The organism is Enterobacter sp. 3U4 (genome assembly GCF_057224565.1).
In genome coordinates this window covers 780314-796753 of sequence record NZ_CP136665.1, presented here as the reverse complement: position 1 = coordinate 796753, position 16440 = coordinate 780314, and the positions used below count along the sequence as shown (strand labels likewise).

Annotated in this window: 14 protein-coding genes and 1 tRNA gene; 7 read left to right on the top strand and 8 right to left on the bottom strand. The window is 56.3% G+C overall.

The window, feature by feature from the left end; translation table 11 throughout:
• Positions 1-80 precede the first annotated feature (80 nt).
• Together RVY89_RS03780 and rsuA are read right to left on the bottom strand one after the other, a co-directional pair.
• Complete coding sequence (locus tag RVY89_RS03780; RefSeq protein WP_045402783.1) at positions 81-1277, bottom strand: Bcr/CflA family multidrug efflux MFS transporter; 1197 nt, start codon at positions 1275-1277, stop codon at positions 81-83.
• 15 nt (positions 1278-1292) lie between these two features.
• Entirely contained in the window at positions 1293-2000 is a 708-nt protein-coding gene (gene rsuA, locus RVY89_RS03775; RefSeq protein ID WP_484826938.1) for a 16S rRNA pseudouridine(516) synthase RsuA, read from the bottom strand.
• A gap of 152 nt (positions 2001-2152) precedes the next feature.
• On the opposite strand from rsuA, the gene radD reads away from it, so the two are divergent.
• Both radD and rplY read left to right on the top strand, forming a co-directional pair.
• The gene (radD, locus tag RVY89_RS03770; RefSeq protein ID WP_484826937.1) at positions 2153-3913 is read left to right on the top strand and encodes a DNA repair helicase RadD; all 1761 of its coding nucleotides are present in this window, start codon (positions 2153-2155) and stop codon (positions 3911-3913) included.
• A 125-nt stretch (positions 3914-4038) separates the two neighbouring features.
• Positions 4039-4323: a 50S ribosomal protein L25 gene (gene rplY / locus RVY89_RS03765; RefSeq protein ID WP_023312497.1), complete on the top strand. Its 285-nt coding sequence runs from the start codon at positions 4039-4041 to the stop codon at positions 4321-4323.
• Positions 4324-4375: 52 nt separating this feature from the next.
• Here rplY and yejK read toward each other — a convergent pair whose 3' ends face one another.
• Entirely contained in the window at positions 4376-5383 is a 1008-nt protein-coding gene (gene yejK, locus RVY89_RS03760) for a nucleoid-associated protein YejK (RefSeq protein WP_008500957.1), read from the bottom strand.
• A gap of 134 nt (positions 5384-5517) precedes the next feature.
• On the opposite strand from yejK, the gene RVY89_RS03755 reads away from it, so the two are divergent.
• The 3 genes from RVY89_RS03755 (at position 5518) to RVY89_RS03745 (ending at position 7674) form a co-directional block, all read left to right on the top strand.
• Positions 5518-5745: a YejL family protein gene (locus RVY89_RS03755; protein ID WP_008500958.1), complete on the top strand. Its 228-nt coding sequence runs from the start codon at positions 5518-5520 to the stop codon at positions 5743-5745.
• A gap of 19 nt (positions 5746-5764) precedes the next feature.
• Complete coding sequence (yejM, locus tag RVY89_RS03750; protein ID WP_484826936.1) at positions 5765-7525, top strand: LPS biosynthesis-modulating metalloenzyme YejM; 1761 nt, start codon at positions 5765-5767, stop codon at positions 7523-7525.
• Between the two features lie 72 nt (positions 7526-7597).
• Positions 7598-7674 (top strand) — tRNA-Pro (locus tag RVY89_RS03745).
• A gap of 38 nt (positions 7675-7712) precedes the next feature.
• Here the strand turns inward: RVY89_RS03745 and RVY89_RS03740 are convergent.
• Together RVY89_RS03740 and RVY89_RS03735 are read right to left on the bottom strand one after the other, a co-directional pair.
• Positions 7713-8900: an MFS transporter gene (locus RVY89_RS03740; RefSeq protein WP_484826935.1), complete on the bottom strand. Its 1188-nt coding sequence runs from the start codon at positions 8898-8900 to the stop codon at positions 7713-7715.
• Positions 8901-9025: 125 nt separating this feature from the next.
• Positions 9026-9286, bottom strand: a complete 261-nt coding sequence (locus RVY89_RS03735; RefSeq protein WP_008500962.1) for a DUF2534 family protein — start codon at positions 9284-9286, stop codon at positions 9026-9028.
• 209 nt (positions 9287-9495) lie between these two features.
• Between RVY89_RS03735 and eco the strand changes: the two genes are divergently transcribed.
• The gene (gene eco / locus RVY89_RS03730; protein WP_048991686.1) at positions 9496-9999 is read left to right on the top strand and encodes a serine protease inhibitor ecotin; all 504 of its coding nucleotides are present in this window, start codon (positions 9496-9498) and stop codon (positions 9997-9999) included.
• A gap of 104 nt (positions 10000-10103) precedes the next feature.
• Here the strand turns inward: eco and mqo are convergent, their stop codons facing one another.
• On the bottom strand, positions 10104-11753 hold the full coding sequence (gene mqo, locus RVY89_RS03725; RefSeq protein WP_484826934.1) for a malate dehydrogenase (quinone): 1650 nt from the start codon (positions 11751-11753) through the stop codon (positions 10104-10106).
• Between the two features lie 187 nt (positions 11754-11940).
• Here mqo and RVY89_RS03720 point away from each other — a divergent pair, with 187 nt between their 5' ends.
• On the top strand, positions 11941-13230 hold the full coding sequence (locus RVY89_RS03720) for a SulP family inorganic anion transporter (RefSeq protein WP_484826933.1): 1290 nt from the start codon (positions 11941-11943) through the stop codon (positions 13228-13230).
• Here the strand turns inward: RVY89_RS03720 and mgtE are convergent.
• Positions 13193-14629, bottom strand: a complete 1437-nt coding sequence (gene mgtE, locus RVY89_RS03715; RefSeq protein ID WP_484826932.1) for a magnesium transporter — start codon at positions 14627-14629, stop codon at positions 13193-13195. The genes RVY89_RS03720 and mgtE overlap by 38 nt on opposite strands.
• 148 nt (positions 14630-14777) lie before the next feature.
• Complete coding sequence (locus RVY89_RS03710; RefSeq protein WP_484826931.1) at positions 14778-16421, bottom strand: multidrug ABC transporter permease/ATP-binding protein; 1644 nt, start codon at positions 16419-16421, stop codon at positions 14778-14780.
• Positions 16422-16440: the final 19 nt, after the last annotated feature.

Below are 16440 nucleotides of genomic sequence, written 5' to 3'. Positions count from 1 at the left end.
TAAACAAACACGGCATAAACGAACGGGGGTTTGGTTGATATGTATCAACAAAAAAGGCCCTGCCGGGCCTTCTCTGTGTTTTAGTGGGCCGCTTTTCGCGGTCGACTGGCGTAAAGATAGAAGAGTATCGAGCTGGTAGCGCAAAAAGCCATCGCCCACAGCATGGGCCATGCCGTCGTAAAGGTGGCCATCGAAAGCAACGCTCCGACGATAGCGCCGATGCCAAAGCGGAACGTCCCTGCCAGGGAAGATGCGGTCCCCGCCATGTGCGGGAACTCATCCAGGATCACCGCCATCGCATTGGACGACACCATCGACACGCAGCCGACAAAGGCCGCCACGCCGACCACCAGCGCCCAGAAGCCCACGCCCAGAAACGCGCTCACCACCAGCCAGATCGCCATCACAAACTGGATCCACAGCCCGGCGCGGAACATGTTCAGCGCCCCCACCCGCCGGACAAAGCGGCTGTTAATGATGGTCATAATGAACAGGAAGACGATGTTAAGCGCAAAGTAATAGCCGAAGTGCTGCGGCGAAACGTGGTTCAGTTCGATGTAGACAAACGGCCCGGCGCTCAGGAAGGAGAACATTCCGGCGAAGCTGAACCCGCTTGCCAGCATATAGCTCAGCACCCGCTTGTGGCGAAACAGCGAGGCAAAGTTGCCGATGGTGGTTCGGATGTGAAACTTCTGGCGACGCTCGACGGGAAGCGTTTCATCAATAAAGAAGAAGATCATCGCAGAGGCCAGCAGCGCGGCCAGGGCCAGGATCCAGAAAATCACATGCCAGCTGAACCACACCAGCACCGCACCACCGGCCATCGGAGCCACCAGCGGCGCAATCGTCGTCACCAGCATGACAAACGACATCATGCGGGAGAACTCTTCTTTCGGGTAAATATCGCGCATCAGGGCGTTAATCACCACGCTTGCCGCTGCCGCCGCCAGACCATGGAAGAAGCGCATGACAATCAGATGATCGATGGTCTGCGCCAGCGCACAGGCAACCGCTGCGGCCGCAAAGACCAGCGTCCCGCCCAGAATGACGGGCTTGCGTCCAAGGCTGTCGGCCATCGGGCCATAAAACAGCTGGCCGAGGGCAAAGCCGAGAATATAGGTGCTGAGCGTCATCTGTGCGCTGCCCGCCGGAACGCCAAACTGCGCGGAAATCACCGGCAGCGCGGGCAGGTACATATCGATAGACAGCGGCATCAGCATGGCCAGCAGGCCAAGAATGAAGACGATTTTGAACGACGAGTGTGGCCTGGTGGTCACAGAGTTCTCCTGAAATTAGTGCGAAGGCAGACCGACGCTGGCGATCTCTTCTTCCGTTAACGGGCGATATTCGCCAGGCGCCAGGTCGGGATCGAGCTCAATCGCACCAATCCGCTCACGATGCAGGCCAACAACGTGGTTCCCCACCGCGGCAAACATACGTTTCACCTGATGGTAACGCCCTTCGCTGATGGTCAGACGGACTTCCGTCGGTGCGATCACCTCAAGCTCGGCGGGTTTGGTCAGATCTTTTTCATTATGCAGCTGAACGCCTTTCTTGAATTGCTCTGCCGTGTCATCCGACACCGGAGACTCCAGCGTGACCAGATAGGTTTTCTCGCAGTGGTGACGCGGGGAAGTAATGCGGTGCGACCACTGCCCGTCGTCGGTCATCAGCACCAGACCGGTGGTGTCGATATCGAGTCGACCTGCGGCGTGCAGCTTGTGCGCCACCGGCTCGTCGAGGAAATAGAGCACCGTCGGGTGATCCGGATCGTCTGTTGAACAAACGTAGCCTTCCGGCTTATTGAGCATGAAGTAGCGCGGACCGTGCTGCTGGGTCAGCGGATTGCCGTCATACTCTACCTGATGGTCAGGTTGCAGTTTGAACGCGCTGTCTCTCACAATGTCGCCATCCACGGTAACGCGGCTGGCGCGAATTTCGCGCCCGGCAATAGCGCGGCTTACGCCGAGTTGCTGAGCGATAAACTTATCAAGTCGCATGAAATCTTTTTAGCCTTAATGGTGCTGGAAGTCGGACAACAGGTCCGAAAAAAGAAGCAGTCTGGAACGGTTCAGTATAATGGTCTGGTTGCGCCACTCAAGGGAAAAAGTTTCGTGGCATACTATGTGCGGAATAACGAAACCGAGACCCCATGACTTTTACACTTCGTCCCTATCAGCAGGAAGCCGTTGACGCTACCCTCGCCTGGTTCCGTAAACATCGCGAGCCGGCGGCGATTGTGCTCCCGACCGGTGCAGGCAAAAGCCTGGTCATTGCCGAACTGGCGCGTCTGGCACGCGGCCGCGTGCTGGTGCTGGCACACGTCAAAGAGCTCGTCGCGCAAAACCATGCCAAGTATTGTGCGCTTGGGCTGGAAGCCGATATTTTCGCCGCCGGGCTAAAGCGTAAAGAGAGCCACGGCAAAGTGGTGTTTGGCAGCGTGCAGTCGGTGGCCCGCAATCTGGATCTGTTTCGCAGCGAATTTTCGCTGCTGATTGTCGACGAATGCCACCGCATCAGCGATGACGACGACAGCCAGTATCAGCAAATCCTGTCCCACCTGAAAGAGGTGAACCCTCACCTGCGCCTGCTGGGCCTGACGGCGACCCCGTTTCGTCTGGGGAAAGGCTGGATCTATCGCTACCATTATCACGGCATGGTGCGCGGCGATGACAAGGCCCTGTTTAGCGACTGCATCTACGAGCTTCCGCTGCGCTACATGATTAAACATGGCTATCTGACACCGCCTGAACGGCTGGATATGCCGGTGGTGCAGTACGATTTCAGCCGCCTGCAGGCGCAAAGCAACGGTTTATTCAGCGAAGCGGATCTTAACCAGGAGCTGAAAAAGCAAAAGCGCATTACGCCGCACATCATCAGCCAGATTGAGGAGTTCGCCACGACGCGCAAGGGGGTGATGATCTTTGCCGCCACCGTTGAGCACGCACGCGAAATCACCGGGTTACTGCCCTCCGGCGACGCGGCGCTCATCACCGGCGAGACGCCCGGCCCGGAGCGCGACCGCCTGATTGAGGCTTTTAAAGCCCAGCAGTTCCGCTATCTGGTTAACGTGTCGGTATTGACCACCGGCTTTGATGCCCCGCACGTCGACCTGATCGCCATTTTGCGCCCGACCGAATCGGTCAGTCTGTATCAGCAAATTGTTGGCCGCGGCCTTCGTCTGGCGCCGGGGAAAACCGACTGCCTGATTCTGGATTATGCCGGTAACCCGCACGATCTCTATACGCCTGAAGTCGGCGCGCCTAAAGGGAAAAGCGACAACGTGCCCGTACAGGTCTTTTGCCCTGCCTGCGGGTTTGCCAACACCTTCTGGGGCAAAACCACCGCCGACGGCACGCTGATCGAACATTTTGGCCGCCGCTGTCAGGGCTGGTTTGAAGATGATGACGGGCATCGCGAGCAGTGCGATTTTCGTTTCCGCTTTAAAAACTGCCCGCAGTGCAACGCCGAAAACGACATTGCCGCGCGCCGCTGCCGGGAGTGCGACACGGTGCTGGTTGACCCGGACGACATGCTGAAAGCGGCGCTAAAGCTGAAAGATGCCCTGGTGCTGCGCTGTTCCGGCATGGCGCTGCAGCCCGGCGCCGATGAAAAAGGTGAGTGGCTGAAAATCACCTATTACGACGAAGACGGAGCGGACGTCAGCGAGCGCTTCCGGGTGCAGACGCCTGCTCAGCGAATGGCCTTCGAACAGCTGTTTATCCGCCCGCATACCCGAACGCCGGGCGTGCCGCTGCGCTGGATCACCGTGGCCGATATCGTGCGCCAGCAGGTGCTGTTGCGCCATCCGGATTTTGTCGTCGCCCGTAAGAAAGGCCAGTTCTGGCAGGTGCGCGAGAAACTCTTTGACTACGAAGGTCGCTTCCGTCGCGCCAACGAATTGCGCGGTTAGCGGGACTTTTCATTGATGTGAGGGGCATTTGAGTATAAAATGCCGCCCGCTTCACATCCGTGAGGCAGAACACTCACCTGCTGCTGGGTCGCCTGTAGTAGGGTTTTAAATACAGAGAGAAATCAATGTTCACTATCGAAGCAGAAGTACGTAACGTGCAGGGTAAGGGTGCGAGCCGCCGCCTGCGTAACGCTAACAAGTTCCCGGCTATCGTTTACGGTGGCGAAGCTGCTCCAGTTGCAATCGAACTGGATCACGACAAACTGTGGAACCTGCAGACCAAAGCTGAATTCTACAGCGAAGTTCTGACCATCGTTGTTGGCGGTAAAGAAGAAAAAGTGAAAGTTCAGGCTGTTCAGCGTCACGCGTTCAAGCCAAAACTGACTCACATCGACTTCGTTCGCGCGTAATCGCAAACACGTCGAAAAAAAACCCCGCTTCTGCGGGGTTTTTTTATGGCTGCTATTTCCCGCCCGAGGTGCGGCGCTGAAGCTGATCGCGCAGGTTCGGCGGCGTACCTTTAATGGTCAGCGTATCGGTGGCCGGATCCCAGAAGATACGTTCCCCCAGCAGCATCGCATCAAAGTTGATGGTTAACCCACCGCCGCTGCCGGCAAACTTGGTTAGCTGACGCAGCGTGCTGCGATCCGCCGGGAAGCTCTCTTCAAGCTCATAGCCTTTTTCTGCGGTAAATTCCTGGAAGCTGACTTCGCTGACGCCCGCCAGCTCCTTTGACAGGGACTCCAGCTCGATCTCTTCCCCAGCCTGCAGCTGTTCGTTGCAGTAGCTGTAAACCTGCTGGCGCACGGTCTGGCGCTCAGATTTATCAAGCTGCGCTTCTGCTGTGAAGTCGTCAACCGCCTGGAGCAGCCCTTTGTTCTGCGCTTTGGCGTTAAGCCCTTCGCTGGCACCGAGGAAGTCCATAAAGAAATCCGCCACTTTGCGGCCCACGCGCCCCTTCAGGAAAGTCAGGTAGCGGGTCGACTCCGGGTTGGTTTCCCATTCGGTCAAATCAATACGCGCCACGATATCCGCATGGTTGATATCCAGATAATGCGTCGAGCTGATATCCAGCTGCTCGTTCACGCGCATGCTGCTTAAGTTATTCAGTACGGTAACCAGCAGATACTCTACCGCCAGATAGCGGTAATGGCAGAACAGCACAATCCCGCCGTCGGCGAAAGGATATTTCGCCAGCTCGTCGCGCAGACGCCCGGTTGCCGCACGGCTAAACGCCAGGAAATCCTCTTCGCCCTGGCGCTGCAGGCGCAGGCTATCGGCCAGTTCACTCTCTTCGCTGAACAGGCCATAGGCTTTATTTTTGGCGCTGTAGACGCGATGCAGCTCTGCCATCATCTCCACAACGGTCGCCGTGGGTTCCAGTAATGAATCGCGTAGCACCACTTCAAGGGTTTGCTCATCACGCTTGATAAGCTGGTGCAAGGCAATCTGGTTGATTTCCAGACTCATGATAAACTCTCCTTTTAGACCGGGCGGTATTCAACCACCACCAGGACATGTGTGCAACAACAGATAAAAAAGGGGAAAAAAAGCTGTTGCTACGGTAATATGTTGCCCTTTCATCAACAAACTGATTTTGATTTATGCCACAACATTCCCGCTACAGTGATGAACACGTTGAACAATTGCTCAGTGAGCTGGTCAACGTACTGGAAAAACATAAAACGCCGACCGATCTCTCCCTGATGGTTTTGGGAAATATGGTCACCAACCTGATTAACACCAGCGTTGCTCCGGCTCAGCGTCAGGCGATCGCAAAATCTTTCGCCCAGGCTTTACAGTCGTCCGTCAGCAACGACCCGGCCCATTAAGGGATACGAACAACAGTTTATGGTGACGAATCGTCAGCGCTACCGTGAAAAAGTCTCCCAGATGGTCAGCTGGGGGCACTGGTTTGCCCTGTTCAACATTCTGCTGGCGACGGTCATCGGCTGTCGTTATCTGTTTGTCGCAGACTGGCCAACAACGCTAACCGGGCGTATCTACTCCTGGATAAGCCTTGTCGGTCATTTTAGCTTTTTGGTTTTCGCCACCTATCTGCTGATCCTGTTCCCCTTGACGTTTATCGTCATGTCGCAGCGTCTGATGCGATTCTTGTCCGCCATCCTTGCGACGGTGGGGATGACGCTGCTGCTTATCGACAGTGAAGTGTTCACCCGCTTCCACCTGCATCTCAACCCCATCGTCTGGGAACTGGTGATTAACCCCGACCAGAACGAAACGGCCCGCGACTGGCAGCTGATGTTTATCAGCGTCCCGGTGATCCTGTTGATTGAGATGCTGTTTGCCACCTGGAGCTGGCAAAAACTGCGCAGCCTGACCCGGCGACGCCACTACGCGAAGCCCGTCGCTGCGCTCTTCTTCGTCTCTTTTATCAGTTCGCACATCATGTATATCTGGGCGGATGCGAACTTCTATCGTCCTATTACCATGCAGCGCGCGAACCTGCCGCTCTCGTACCCTATGACGGCCCGTCGTTTCCTCGAGAAACACGGCCTGCTTGACGCGCAGGAGTACCAGCGCCGTCTTATCGAGCAGGGTAACCCGGAAGCCGTCAGCGTGCAGTATCCTCTGAGCGATCTGCGCTATCGCGATATGGGGCGCGGGCAAAACGTCCTGCTGATCACCGTTGATGGCCTGAACTATTCCCGTTACGAGAAGCAGATGCCTGTGCTGGCCGATTTCGCGACTCAAAACGTCTCGTTTACTCAGCATATGAGCTCCGGTAACACAACCGACGCGGGTATCTTTGGCCTGTTCTATGGCATTTCAGCTGGCTACATGGACGGCGTATTATCTTCACGCACACCTGCGGCGCTGATCACCGGGCTGAATCAGCAAGGCTATCAGCTAGGGTTGTTCTCCTCCGATGGCTTTAACAGCCCGCTCTACCGTCAGGCGCTGCTGTCGGATTTCTCACTGCCGACGGCACAAAATCAATCCGATGCGCAGACCGCCGGCCAATGGATAAACTGGCTTCAGCGCTACGCTCAGGAAGATAACCGCTGGTTCTCATGGGTTGCCTTTAACGGCACAACGCTTGCTAACAGCAATAAGAATGACTTTGCGCGCCGCTACGGTCGCGCGGCTGGCGATGTTGATGCGCAGATAGGCCGAGTGCTTAATGCGCTTCGCGAGTCAGGCAAGCTGGACAATACCGTGGTGATCGTGACCGCCGGCCATGGCATCCCGTTGGGTGACGAGACGAAAAGTATGAGCTGGTCACGCCCGAACCTGCAGGTTCCGCTGGTCATCCACTGGCCGGGCACCCCGGCGCAGCGCATCAATATGCTTACCGAGCATAAAGATGTGATGACCACCCTGATGCAACGCCTGCTGCACGTCAGCACGCCAGCCAACGAGTATTCGCAGGGGCAGGATCTCTTCAGCGCCGCGCGCCGCCATAACTGGGTCACGGCAGCGGGGAGTAATACGCTGGTGGTGACCACGCCGAAGCTGACGCTGGTGCTGAACAACAACGGGAATTATCAGACGTATAATCTGCAGGGTGAACGGCTGAAAGACCAGAAACCGCAGCTAAGCCTGCTGCTGCAGGTCCTGACGGATGAGAAGCGCTTCATCGCTAACTGATTAATAATAAACCAGTTAGCGACGGATTCCCTTGCATTCAAAACGGAATCGAGTAGTATTCTTTCTATGCGTCGGCACGTAGCGCAGCCTGGTAGCGCACCGTCATGGGGTGTCGGGGGTCGGAGGTTCAAATCCTCTCGTGCCGACCAAAAACACATTTAAAACCAGCCTCTTATGGCTGGTTTTTTTATTTCGTCTCGTTCGGGGTTTTGCGCAAGTACATCAGCGTAACCAGGCAAATCACCGCTCCGGCATAGAACGTATATTCCGCGCCAAACGTTTCCCAGATGACCCCGGCGCCGAGGCTTGCGACTAACAATCCTACGCCGCTTACCAGACTAAAAATGCCGTAGGCGGTACCGCGCAGATCCGCAGGCGCAGTTTTCGCAATCATTGCCGCCAGCAGCCCCTGCGTCATCCCCATATGCACTCCCCAAAGCGCAACGCCCAGAAGCATTCCAGCCCAGTGGGTGCTCAGCGCCAGCACAATATCTGCCCCAATCAGCATCACCAGACCCCACTGCAATAGTCGGGTGTGGCTCATCCCGTCCGATAATTTGCCAAACGGATAGGCAGAGAGGAAATAGAGCAGATTCATGGCAACCATCACCAGCGGGATCAGCGCCAGCGGTACACCCGACTGCTGAGCGCGAAGCATAAGAAATGCTTCACTGAAGCGTGCGAGCGTAAAGATGGCCCCAAGGCCAATGACCCACCAGCAGCCTTTCCCGAGACGCTTTAGGTTCTCTTTTTTGATGGGGTTCGTGCGTTTATGTTCGACGGGCGTTTTCGGCTCATGCAGGCCGAAGAAAAGCAGCGCCACGGCGAGCACGCCGGGGATCACCGCGATCCAGAAAATCGTGCGGAAATCATCGTTCCACAGCAGCATTAATCCTACGGCCAGCAGCGGCCCGAGAAATGCGCCAACGGTGTCCATCGACTGACGCAGCCCAAAGGCCGCGCCGCGGAGTTCCGGCGGCGTAACGTCAGCGACCAGCGCATCGCGCGGCGCTCCCCGGATCCCCTTCCCGACACGGTCGATTAAGCGTGCCCCAAGGATCATGCCGGAAGAAGAGGCGATAGCGAACAACGGCTTACTCAACGCGCCAAGACCGTAGCCCAGAACCGCCAGTCCTTTACGCTTGCCCAGATAGTCACTGATGGCGCCGGAAAACACCTTGATAAACAGCGCCGTGGCCTCAGCCAGGCCTTCAATCAAACCAATGAAAATTACGCTGGCGCCCAGCGTCGTGACCATAAACAACGGCAGCAGGCTGTGAATAATCTCCGAGGAGATATCCATTAACATACTGACGCCACCCACAACCCAGACGCCTTTCGGGATCCGACTGAGCGTTGCAAACCGGGATAACATTGCGCATCTCCTGCTTTATGTCGAACAACCTTGTTCAAAACAGAATATCCTGGAAATGCGAATAAAAATCATCTGACATAAAAAAAGCCAGCCCGCAGGCTGGCTTCATTATCTGAGGTGAAGGCTTAGTGCTTCTCACGTCCACCCAGGAAGAAAATGCCCAGCGGGATGGCCAGCAGAACGGTGAACACCAGGCTGTAGACAAAGATCATCGCCGATTGCAGGACATACATGCTAGTTGTCCAGGCAGAGAGAGGAATGTTGTACTGTTCGATGACGCCAACAATGGTGGCCCGCCCCACGCACGCGGCAGCAATCATAAACACAACCAGCAGCGCCAGGAGGAACTTGCGGCCTTCAGGCGTTTTCAGTTTTGCACGAACCATCTCTCTTCCCTTTTACAGATGAATAACATTATATGAGGTCTAAAATAACACGAACTGGCACCTGACTCCACACCAGCATAAACAACCAATAAACAGGATGTTTAAAAGCGTATAACGCTATTCATATTGAAAATGTAAGTAAATAACACCAGTTATTAATAATCGATATGTTAACCTGTGCAGGATCGTTTTGACATAAAGGAATGACAATGAAAAACGCACCTAAATTTGCCATCGCCCTCATCGCCGCCGCGTGCGTCAGCACCAGCGCTTTCGCCAGCGAAACACCTAAAGAGCAGCCGCTGGAAAAAGTTGCCCCGTATCCGAAAGCGGATAAAGGAATGAAGCGTCAGGTGATCCAGCTGCCGGCACAGCAGGATGAAGCGAATTTCAAAGTAGAGCTGTTAATTGGCAAGACGCTGGAAGTGGATTGCAACCAGCATCGCCTGGGTGGTCAGCTGGAAAGCAAAACGCTGGAAGGCTGGGGTTACGACTACTACGTCTTTGATAAAGTCACCTCTCCGGTCTCCACCATGATGGCCTGCCCGGACGGCAAGAAAGAGAAGAAATTTGTGACGGCGTATCTGGGCGACAATAGCCTGCTGCGCTACAACAGCAAGCTGCCGATCGTGGTCTATACGCCTGAAAACGTGGAAGTGAAGTATCGCGTGTGGAAGGCTGAAGAGACTGTCGGACAAGCGGTAGTACGTTAAAACCAGGTGGGGTGCGCTCTGGTGCCCTCACCCCACCCCTCTCCCACCGGGAGAGGGGGAAAAACACCAAAAACGGCAACGTATGTTGCCGTTTTGCTTTTACCTTACAGCGCAATATCCGCAACCGGTTTGTTTTCCGGCTGAGGCTTCAGCTCCGCTTTTGGCGCAGCATCCGCAGCCTGCGGTTTGATGTACTGCAGCTGCAGTACGCGGCTGGTGTATTCCAGCTCCTGCTCCGTCGCGTCCACGTTACCGTTCAGCTTCGTGCCGTAGGATGGAATGATGGTTTTCAGCTTCGCCTGCCATTCCGGACTGGCGACTTTATCTTTAAACACTTTTTCCATCAGGTGCAGCATGATTGGCGCAGCGGTAGACGCGCCCGGTGACGCCCCCAGAAGCGCGGCGATGGTGCCATCCTTATCGCTTACCACTTCGGTACCCAGACGCAGCACGCCGCCCTCTTTCGGATCGCGCTTGATGATCTGCACGCGCTGACCCGCCTGCCACAGACGCCAGTCTTGTTTCTTCGCCTGCGGATAGTACTCTTTCAGCGCCTCGAAACGGTCGTCGTCAGAGAGCATCACCTGGCTAATCAGGTATTTCACCAGATCGAAGTTATCCAGCCCCACGTCCATCATCGGCTTAACGTTAGAGGTGGTGGTTGCGCTGAGCAGATCCCACAGGGAGCCATTTTTCAGGAACTTGGTGGAGAAGGTCGCGAACGGCCCAAACAGCACCACGCGTTTGCCGTCAAGCATACGAGTGTCGATGTGAGGAACAGACATCGGCGGTGCGCCAACTGAAGCCTGGCCGTACACTTTTGCCAGATGACGATTCACCACTTCCGGGTTATCGGATACCAGGAACTGACCGCCGACCGGGAAGCCCGCGTAGTCGTCAGCTTCCGGAATACCGGACTCCTGCAGCAGCTTCAGCGCCGCGCCGCCCGCACCGATAAAGACAAACTTCGCCTTGATGACGTGCTCGGCTTCGTTATTTTTCAGATCGGCAACGGTGACGCTCCAGCTGTTATCCGCGTTGCGCTTGAAACCGCGCACTTCGGTGCTGAGCTGCAGGTTGAAGTTCTCTTTTTTCTTCAGAGACGTCACCAGCTGACGGGTAATTTCACCGTAGTTAACGTCGGTACCAATTTCGGTACGGGTCGCCGCCACTTTCTGATTCGGGTCACGCCCTTCCATGACCAGCGGAGCCCACTCTTTAATCTGCGCGTGGTCTTCAGAGTATTTCATCCCGCGGAACAGCGTGCTCTGCTGCAGAGCGGCGTAGCGCGCGCGCAGGAAGTTAACGTTCTGCTCGCCCCACACAAAGCTCATGTGCGGCACGGTGTTGATGAAGGAGTGCGGGTCGTGCATCACGCCGCTGTTGACCTGATGAGACCAGAACTGGCGAGAAACCTGGAATGCTTCGTTGATTTCTACTGCCTTCTCGATACTAATGGAACCGTCCTTTTTCTGCGGCGTATAGTTCAGTTCCATGAGTGCCGAATGCCCGGTACCGGCGTTATTCCAGCCGTTCGAACTCTCCTGCGCCACGCCATCAAGGCGCTCGACCATAGTCATTGACCAGTCCGGCTGCAGTTCTTGCAGATAGGTTCCCAGCGTGGCGCTCATGATACCGCCACCGATTAAAAGGACGTCCGTTTCCTGCTCTTTTGGTGCGTCAGCTTTCGCCGCCATGGAGACGGTGTTAAGCCCCACGGCCAGAGAAAAGAGCATGGCAGTCATTTTTTTCATAATTTATGCCTTAGTGTAAAAGTGCTTGATGCGTGGAAATTGCAGGTGAAAAAAGCTGCGGGGGCACGGTAACAACTTTTAAATATTGTTTAAAGGTTACGAAATTATTGTAATTGTGAAATTTAATGATGGATTGTTTGTGAGGAATTATCGATGCGTCTGGTAAAGCGCGGTTTTACTGGCTAGTATGTTGCGTTTTGCGATTGCGCGCACGGAAGCCTGCCCTAACCAGCGAAACGTTATGTCCCTACCCCATTCTCCTTTATCTCCCGAAAACCGCGTAGCCAACGTGCTGCTTTCCCCTAAGCAGCTGACGCGTGAAACGCTGGCGGGCGTGATAACCGCCCTGGCGCTGATACCCGAGGTCATCTCATTTTCCGTGGTGGCGGGCGTTGACCCGAAGGTCAGCCTGATCGCTTCCGTGGTGCTCTGTCTCGCCCTGTCTGTACTGGGTGGTCGCCCGGCGATGGTCACGGCAGCGGCCGGCTCCGTGGCGCTGGTCATTGGCCCGATGGTGCATCAGCACGGCGTACAGTACATTCTTCCCGCCGTGCTGATGGCTGGCGTGATTCAGATTCTGTTTGGCGTGCTGGGCATGGCAAGACTGATGCGCTTTATTCCCCAGTCGGTCATGACCGGGTTTGTTAACGCCCTGGGGATTTTGATCTTCTTCGCTCAGGTGCCGCATTTCTGGAGCCGAAGCCCGCTGATTGTGGGTCTGTTCGTGCTGACGCTGCTGATAGTGCTGTGGGTGCCGCGCTATATCAAAAGCATCCCTTCCCCGCTGATTGCGATTGTTGTGCTTACCTTATTCACCGTTTCAACCGGTCAAATCCTGCCGACCGTGGGCGATGAAGGCTCCATGAGCGGCGGCTTGCCGGGTCTTACCGAACTTCTGGTCCCCCTCAATCTACAGACGCTGAGCATTATCTGGCCGTGCGCGTTGAGCATCGCGTTTGTCGGCCTGCTGGAATCCCTCCTCACGGCAAAGCTGGTGGATGAGCTGACCGCGACGCCGTCAGGTAAACGCCGCGAAAGCATTGGATTAGGCGTCGGCAATATTCTGGCCGGATTTTACGGTGGGATTGCGGGCTGCGCGATGATCGGACAAACCATCGTTAACGTGGAGATGGGGAAAGGCCGAAGCCGTATTTCAACCTTTGCGGCAGGTATTGTGCTGCTGATCCTGGTGACGGCGCTCAGCGACGTGATGGCCAACATCCCGATGGCGGTGCTGGCGGGCATTATGGCGATCGTCGCCGTCAAAACCTTCAGCTGGCATAGCCTTCAGCCAGCCACGGTGAAAGCTGCCCCGATAGCAGAAACGATCGTCATGCTGGTGACCGTTGCCGCCACGGTATCAACCGGCAATCTGGCGATTGGCGTGCTGGGCGGGATTATCGTCATGGTGCTGCTTCCCGCCCGCATTAAGCGTCGGCTTAAAGAAGAAAAATCGTCGCCAGCCCAAGAAAAATAAAGAAACCGCCGGTATCGGTGATGGCGGTGATCATCACGCTCGACCCCACCGCGGGGTCGCGCCCCAGTTTGGTCATCGTCAGCGGGATAATAACGCCCATCATCGATGCCACCAGCAGATTCAGCACCATCGCCAGCATCATCACCCCACCCAGCGCCAGATCGTCATACAGCCACCAGGTGATGCCGCCCATAATACCGCCCCACACCAGGCCGTTGATCAGCGCCACGCCCATCTCTCTGAAGATCAGAAAGGCGAAGTTTCCGGGCTGAATATTTTCCAGCGCCAGCGCGCGAACGATCATCGTGATGGTCTGGTTTCCGGTGTTGCCGCCAATCCCGGCCACAATTGGCATCAGCGAGGCCAGCGCCACCAGCTGCGAAATGGTGTGTTCAAAACCGTCGATCACGCGGGAGGCGATAAACGCGGTACACAGGTTAATGGCCAGCCACGCCCAGCGGGTTTTCACCGCCTTGCCGACGGAGGCATGGACGTCATCTTCCGCGCTGATCCCCCCGAGCGCGCGCAGGTCGTTGTCGGTTTCTTCGTAGACCACGTCAACGATCTCATCGATGGTCAGACGCCCCATCAGTTTGCCGACGGAATCCACGACGGCGGCACTCACCAGGTCGTCACGTTCGAAGGTACGCGCCGCTTTCTCCGCATCGTCTTCCGGGGAGAAGACCATCGGCTCGTTTTCCATCACCTCGCTCACCTTCCGCTGGGTGCTGTTGAGCAGGATGGTTTTCAGCTCCAGCTCGCCGAGCAGGGTTTTATCCCGGGAGGTGACAAACAGCTTATCGGTGTTGTCCGGCATTTTGCCCAGGCGACGCAGATAGCGCTGCACGGTGCCGAGCGTCACGTCCGGACGCACCGTGATAACGCCGAACTCCATGATCGCGCCGACGCTGTTTTTCTCGTAGTGCATCACCTGACGCACGCGCGCGCGTTCATCGGCAGGCAGTGACGCCAGCAGGCGACCGGTCAGATTTCGCGGCAGGTGCTGAACCAGGTAAATCTGCTCGTCGATATCCAGGGTTTGCAGAGCGTCAAGAATATCCCGGTCGCTCATCTCGTCGATCAGGTCGTCCCAGACGTTTTCGGAGGCCTCAAGCAGCACCTGCCCGCGCTCGTGATCCTGCACCAGCCGCCACAGGGCGTGGCGTTCCTCCGAGGGAAGCGCTTCCAGGGTATCCGCCAGATCCGGCGGGGGCAAGTGAGCAACCAGCGCACCTACCTCAGCAATATCGTCGGCTAAAGTGCCGACTTCATATTGCTCAGCCAGGGTGAGTTTGCCTAATAGCGTAGAGGTGACCGCTTTATCGGTCGTGAGAAGCCAGATGAGTCGCGCACGTTCCTGGTCACGCTGTCTGGCGCTGTTTTTCTTTAATACCGACATCAATCATAAATCCATGAAATAAGTTGGTATTAAGCATAGCGCGAGGATATGTAAATAAGAATAAACAACGGGGCGGGATGGAGAAAAAATCGGCATTACGGCTACGATCTATCCCCTCTCCCTGTGGGAGAGGGTTAGGGTGAGGGCATCAGGCCGTACGCGCCACCGCGTCACGCGAGGCAGCATCGCGCTCTTCACCGGTCAGCTCGCTCAGCCTGCCGTCGCGCATCTCCAGCAGGCGGTCGGCATGAATGAAGTAGTGATCGTCGTGGCTGATGGCGAAAATGGTTTTGCCCATCTCCTGCATCAGCGGCAGCAGCACCTGATAAAACTCGCGGCGGAAATGCGGGTCCTGATCCGCTGCCCACTCATCCAGCAGGATGATGTCACGCTCTTCCGCCAGCGCCAGAAGCAGCGCCACGCGCTTTTTCTGCCCTTTGGAAAGCTTCAGGTTGAGGATCTTCCCGTCCTGTAGCTCCAGCTTGTGCGACATCTGCAGCTGCGTCAGCCATTTTTCCACCAGCGCAGGATTAGCCTGTTGCCCGTCCGGCCCCAGCAGCCGATCGAACAGCCAGACGTCGGTGAACACCGCCGAGAAAAGCTTGCGGTAATCCTCGGGCTTTTCCGCGCTCAGCGCTCTGCCATCCAGTAAAATCTCGCCCGACTGCGGCTGATAGAGTCCGGTCAGCAGCATCGCCAGCGTAGATTTACCGCTGCCGTTGCCGCCAATCAGGAACAGCAGTTCCCCGCGGCGGATCGTCAGGTTGACCGGCCCCACGGAGAAGGCGCTGTCCTGATAGCGGAACGTGACGTTACGCAGCTCGAGCGTCTGCCAGTTCGGGAAGGCCTGCGGGCGCGGGAATTCGGCTTTAAACGGCGCGAGATCGAATTTTTTGAGCTTATTAAAGGCCACCTGCGCACTCAGCAAGGTGGGCAACGCGCCGACCGCCGAGAGCAGCGGCGTGCGTAAAAACAGCAGCGTCAGCGAGTAGGTTGCCGCTACGTTGGTGTCCGCCCAGCCCAGGCTGTTTGCCATCCAGAATACCAGGCCAATGGCGCCCAGCATCATAATGTTTGACCAGTTCACCGCGCTCAGGTGGAAGGTATCGGCGCGAATAATATGATGACGGTATTCTCGCGCGTCCGGGATATAGAGATGATTAAAGATATGCTCGGCGCGCTCGCGGTTAAGGGTGAGCTCTTTGCGCCCTTCCAGTACCGTCTGGTAATCGTTATAGAGCTTATCTTCGGTTTCGCGCAGCACCGCCATGTGTTTATAGACGCGTGACACCAGCACAAAACCGCCCCAGATGGTAATGGCAATCCACAGCGCGGTCACCGCCAGCATTTTGCTGGAGAGCCAGGCGAGATAGGCCGCCGAGCCAAAGGTCAGAATGATCCCCTGCACCAGCTCCGGCAAACGAACGAACGCGATGGTAATGGCGCGTACGTCGCTGGTCAGCCCCGCCAGCAGGGAGGCGCTGCCGAGCTGCTCAACGCGCTCTATCTGGGTGTCCAGGATCCGCTTGATAAACTCACTGCGCAAACGGAAAACGAAATGGTGCCCGAGTGCGGTTAGCGCAAGCTGGGAACCGAGCGTAACCGCCATCAACAGGAGCAGCAGGCCGAGAAACTCCGGCAATACGGAGAGCGAGGTATCGACCATTTCAATCAAGCGCACGTTAATAAACGCGATCAGGCCAATACCCAGCGCGGCGCTGGCAAGGCTTAACGCCATTACGGCAATAAAGGGCCAGCGGTACTGACGCCAGACAAGGAGAAGTAGTTGCATGCAGGCAATCCGGACAATA

What these genes read in the sequence shown, in the direction of transcription:
- rsuA (WP_484826938.1), bottom strand. Translation starts at nt 2,000, where the DNA reads ATGCGACTTGATAAGTTTATCGCTCAGCAACTCGGCGTAAGCCGCGCT.
- radD (WP_484826937.1), top strand. Translation starts at nt 2,153, where the DNA reads ATGACTTTTACACTTCGTCCCTATCAGCAGGAAGCCGTTGACGCTACC.
- rplY (WP_023312497.1), top strand. Translation starts at nt 4,039, where the DNA reads ATGTTCACTATCGAAGCAGAAGTACGTAACGTGCAGGGTAAGGGTGCG.
- yejK (WP_008500957.1), bottom strand. Translation starts at nt 5,383, where the DNA reads ATGAGTCTGGAAATCAACCAGATTGCCTTGCACCAGCTTATCAAGCGT.
- RVY89_RS03755 (WP_008500958.1), top strand. Translation starts at nt 5,518, where the DNA reads ATGCCACAACATTCCCGCTACAGTGATGAACACGTTGAACAATTGCTC.
- yejM (WP_484826936.1), top strand. Translation starts at nt 5,765, where the DNA reads ATGGTGACGAATCGTCAGCGCTACCGTGAAAAAGTCTCCCAGATGGTC.
- RVY89_RS03740 (WP_484826935.1), bottom strand. Translation starts at nt 8,900, where the DNA reads ATGTTATCCCGGTTTGCAACGCTCAGTCGGATCCCGAAAGGCGTCTGG.
- RVY89_RS03735 (WP_008500962.1), bottom strand. Translation starts at nt 9,286, where the DNA reads ATGGTTCGTGCAAAACTGAAAACGCCTGAAGGCCGCAAGTTCCTCCTG.
- eco (WP_048991686.1), top strand. Translation starts at nt 9,496, where the DNA reads ATGAAAAACGCACCTAAATTTGCCATCGCCCTCATCGCCGCCGCGTGC.
- mqo (WP_484826934.1), bottom strand. Translation starts at nt 11,753, where the DNA reads ATGAAAAAAATGACTGCCATGCTCTTTTCTCTGGCCGTGGGGCTTAAC.
- RVY89_RS03720 (WP_484826933.1), top strand. Translation starts at nt 11,941, where the DNA reads ATGTTGCGTTTTGCGATTGCGCGCACGGAAGCCTGCCCTAACCAGCGA.
- mgtE (WP_484826932.1), bottom strand. Translation starts at nt 14,629, where the DNA reads ATGTCGGTATTAAAGAAAAACAGCGCCAGACAGCGTGACCAGGAACGT.
- RVY89_RS03710 (WP_484826931.1), bottom strand. Translation starts at nt 16,421, where the DNA reads ATGCAACTACTTCTCCTTGTCTGGCGTCAGTACCGCTGGCCCTTTATT.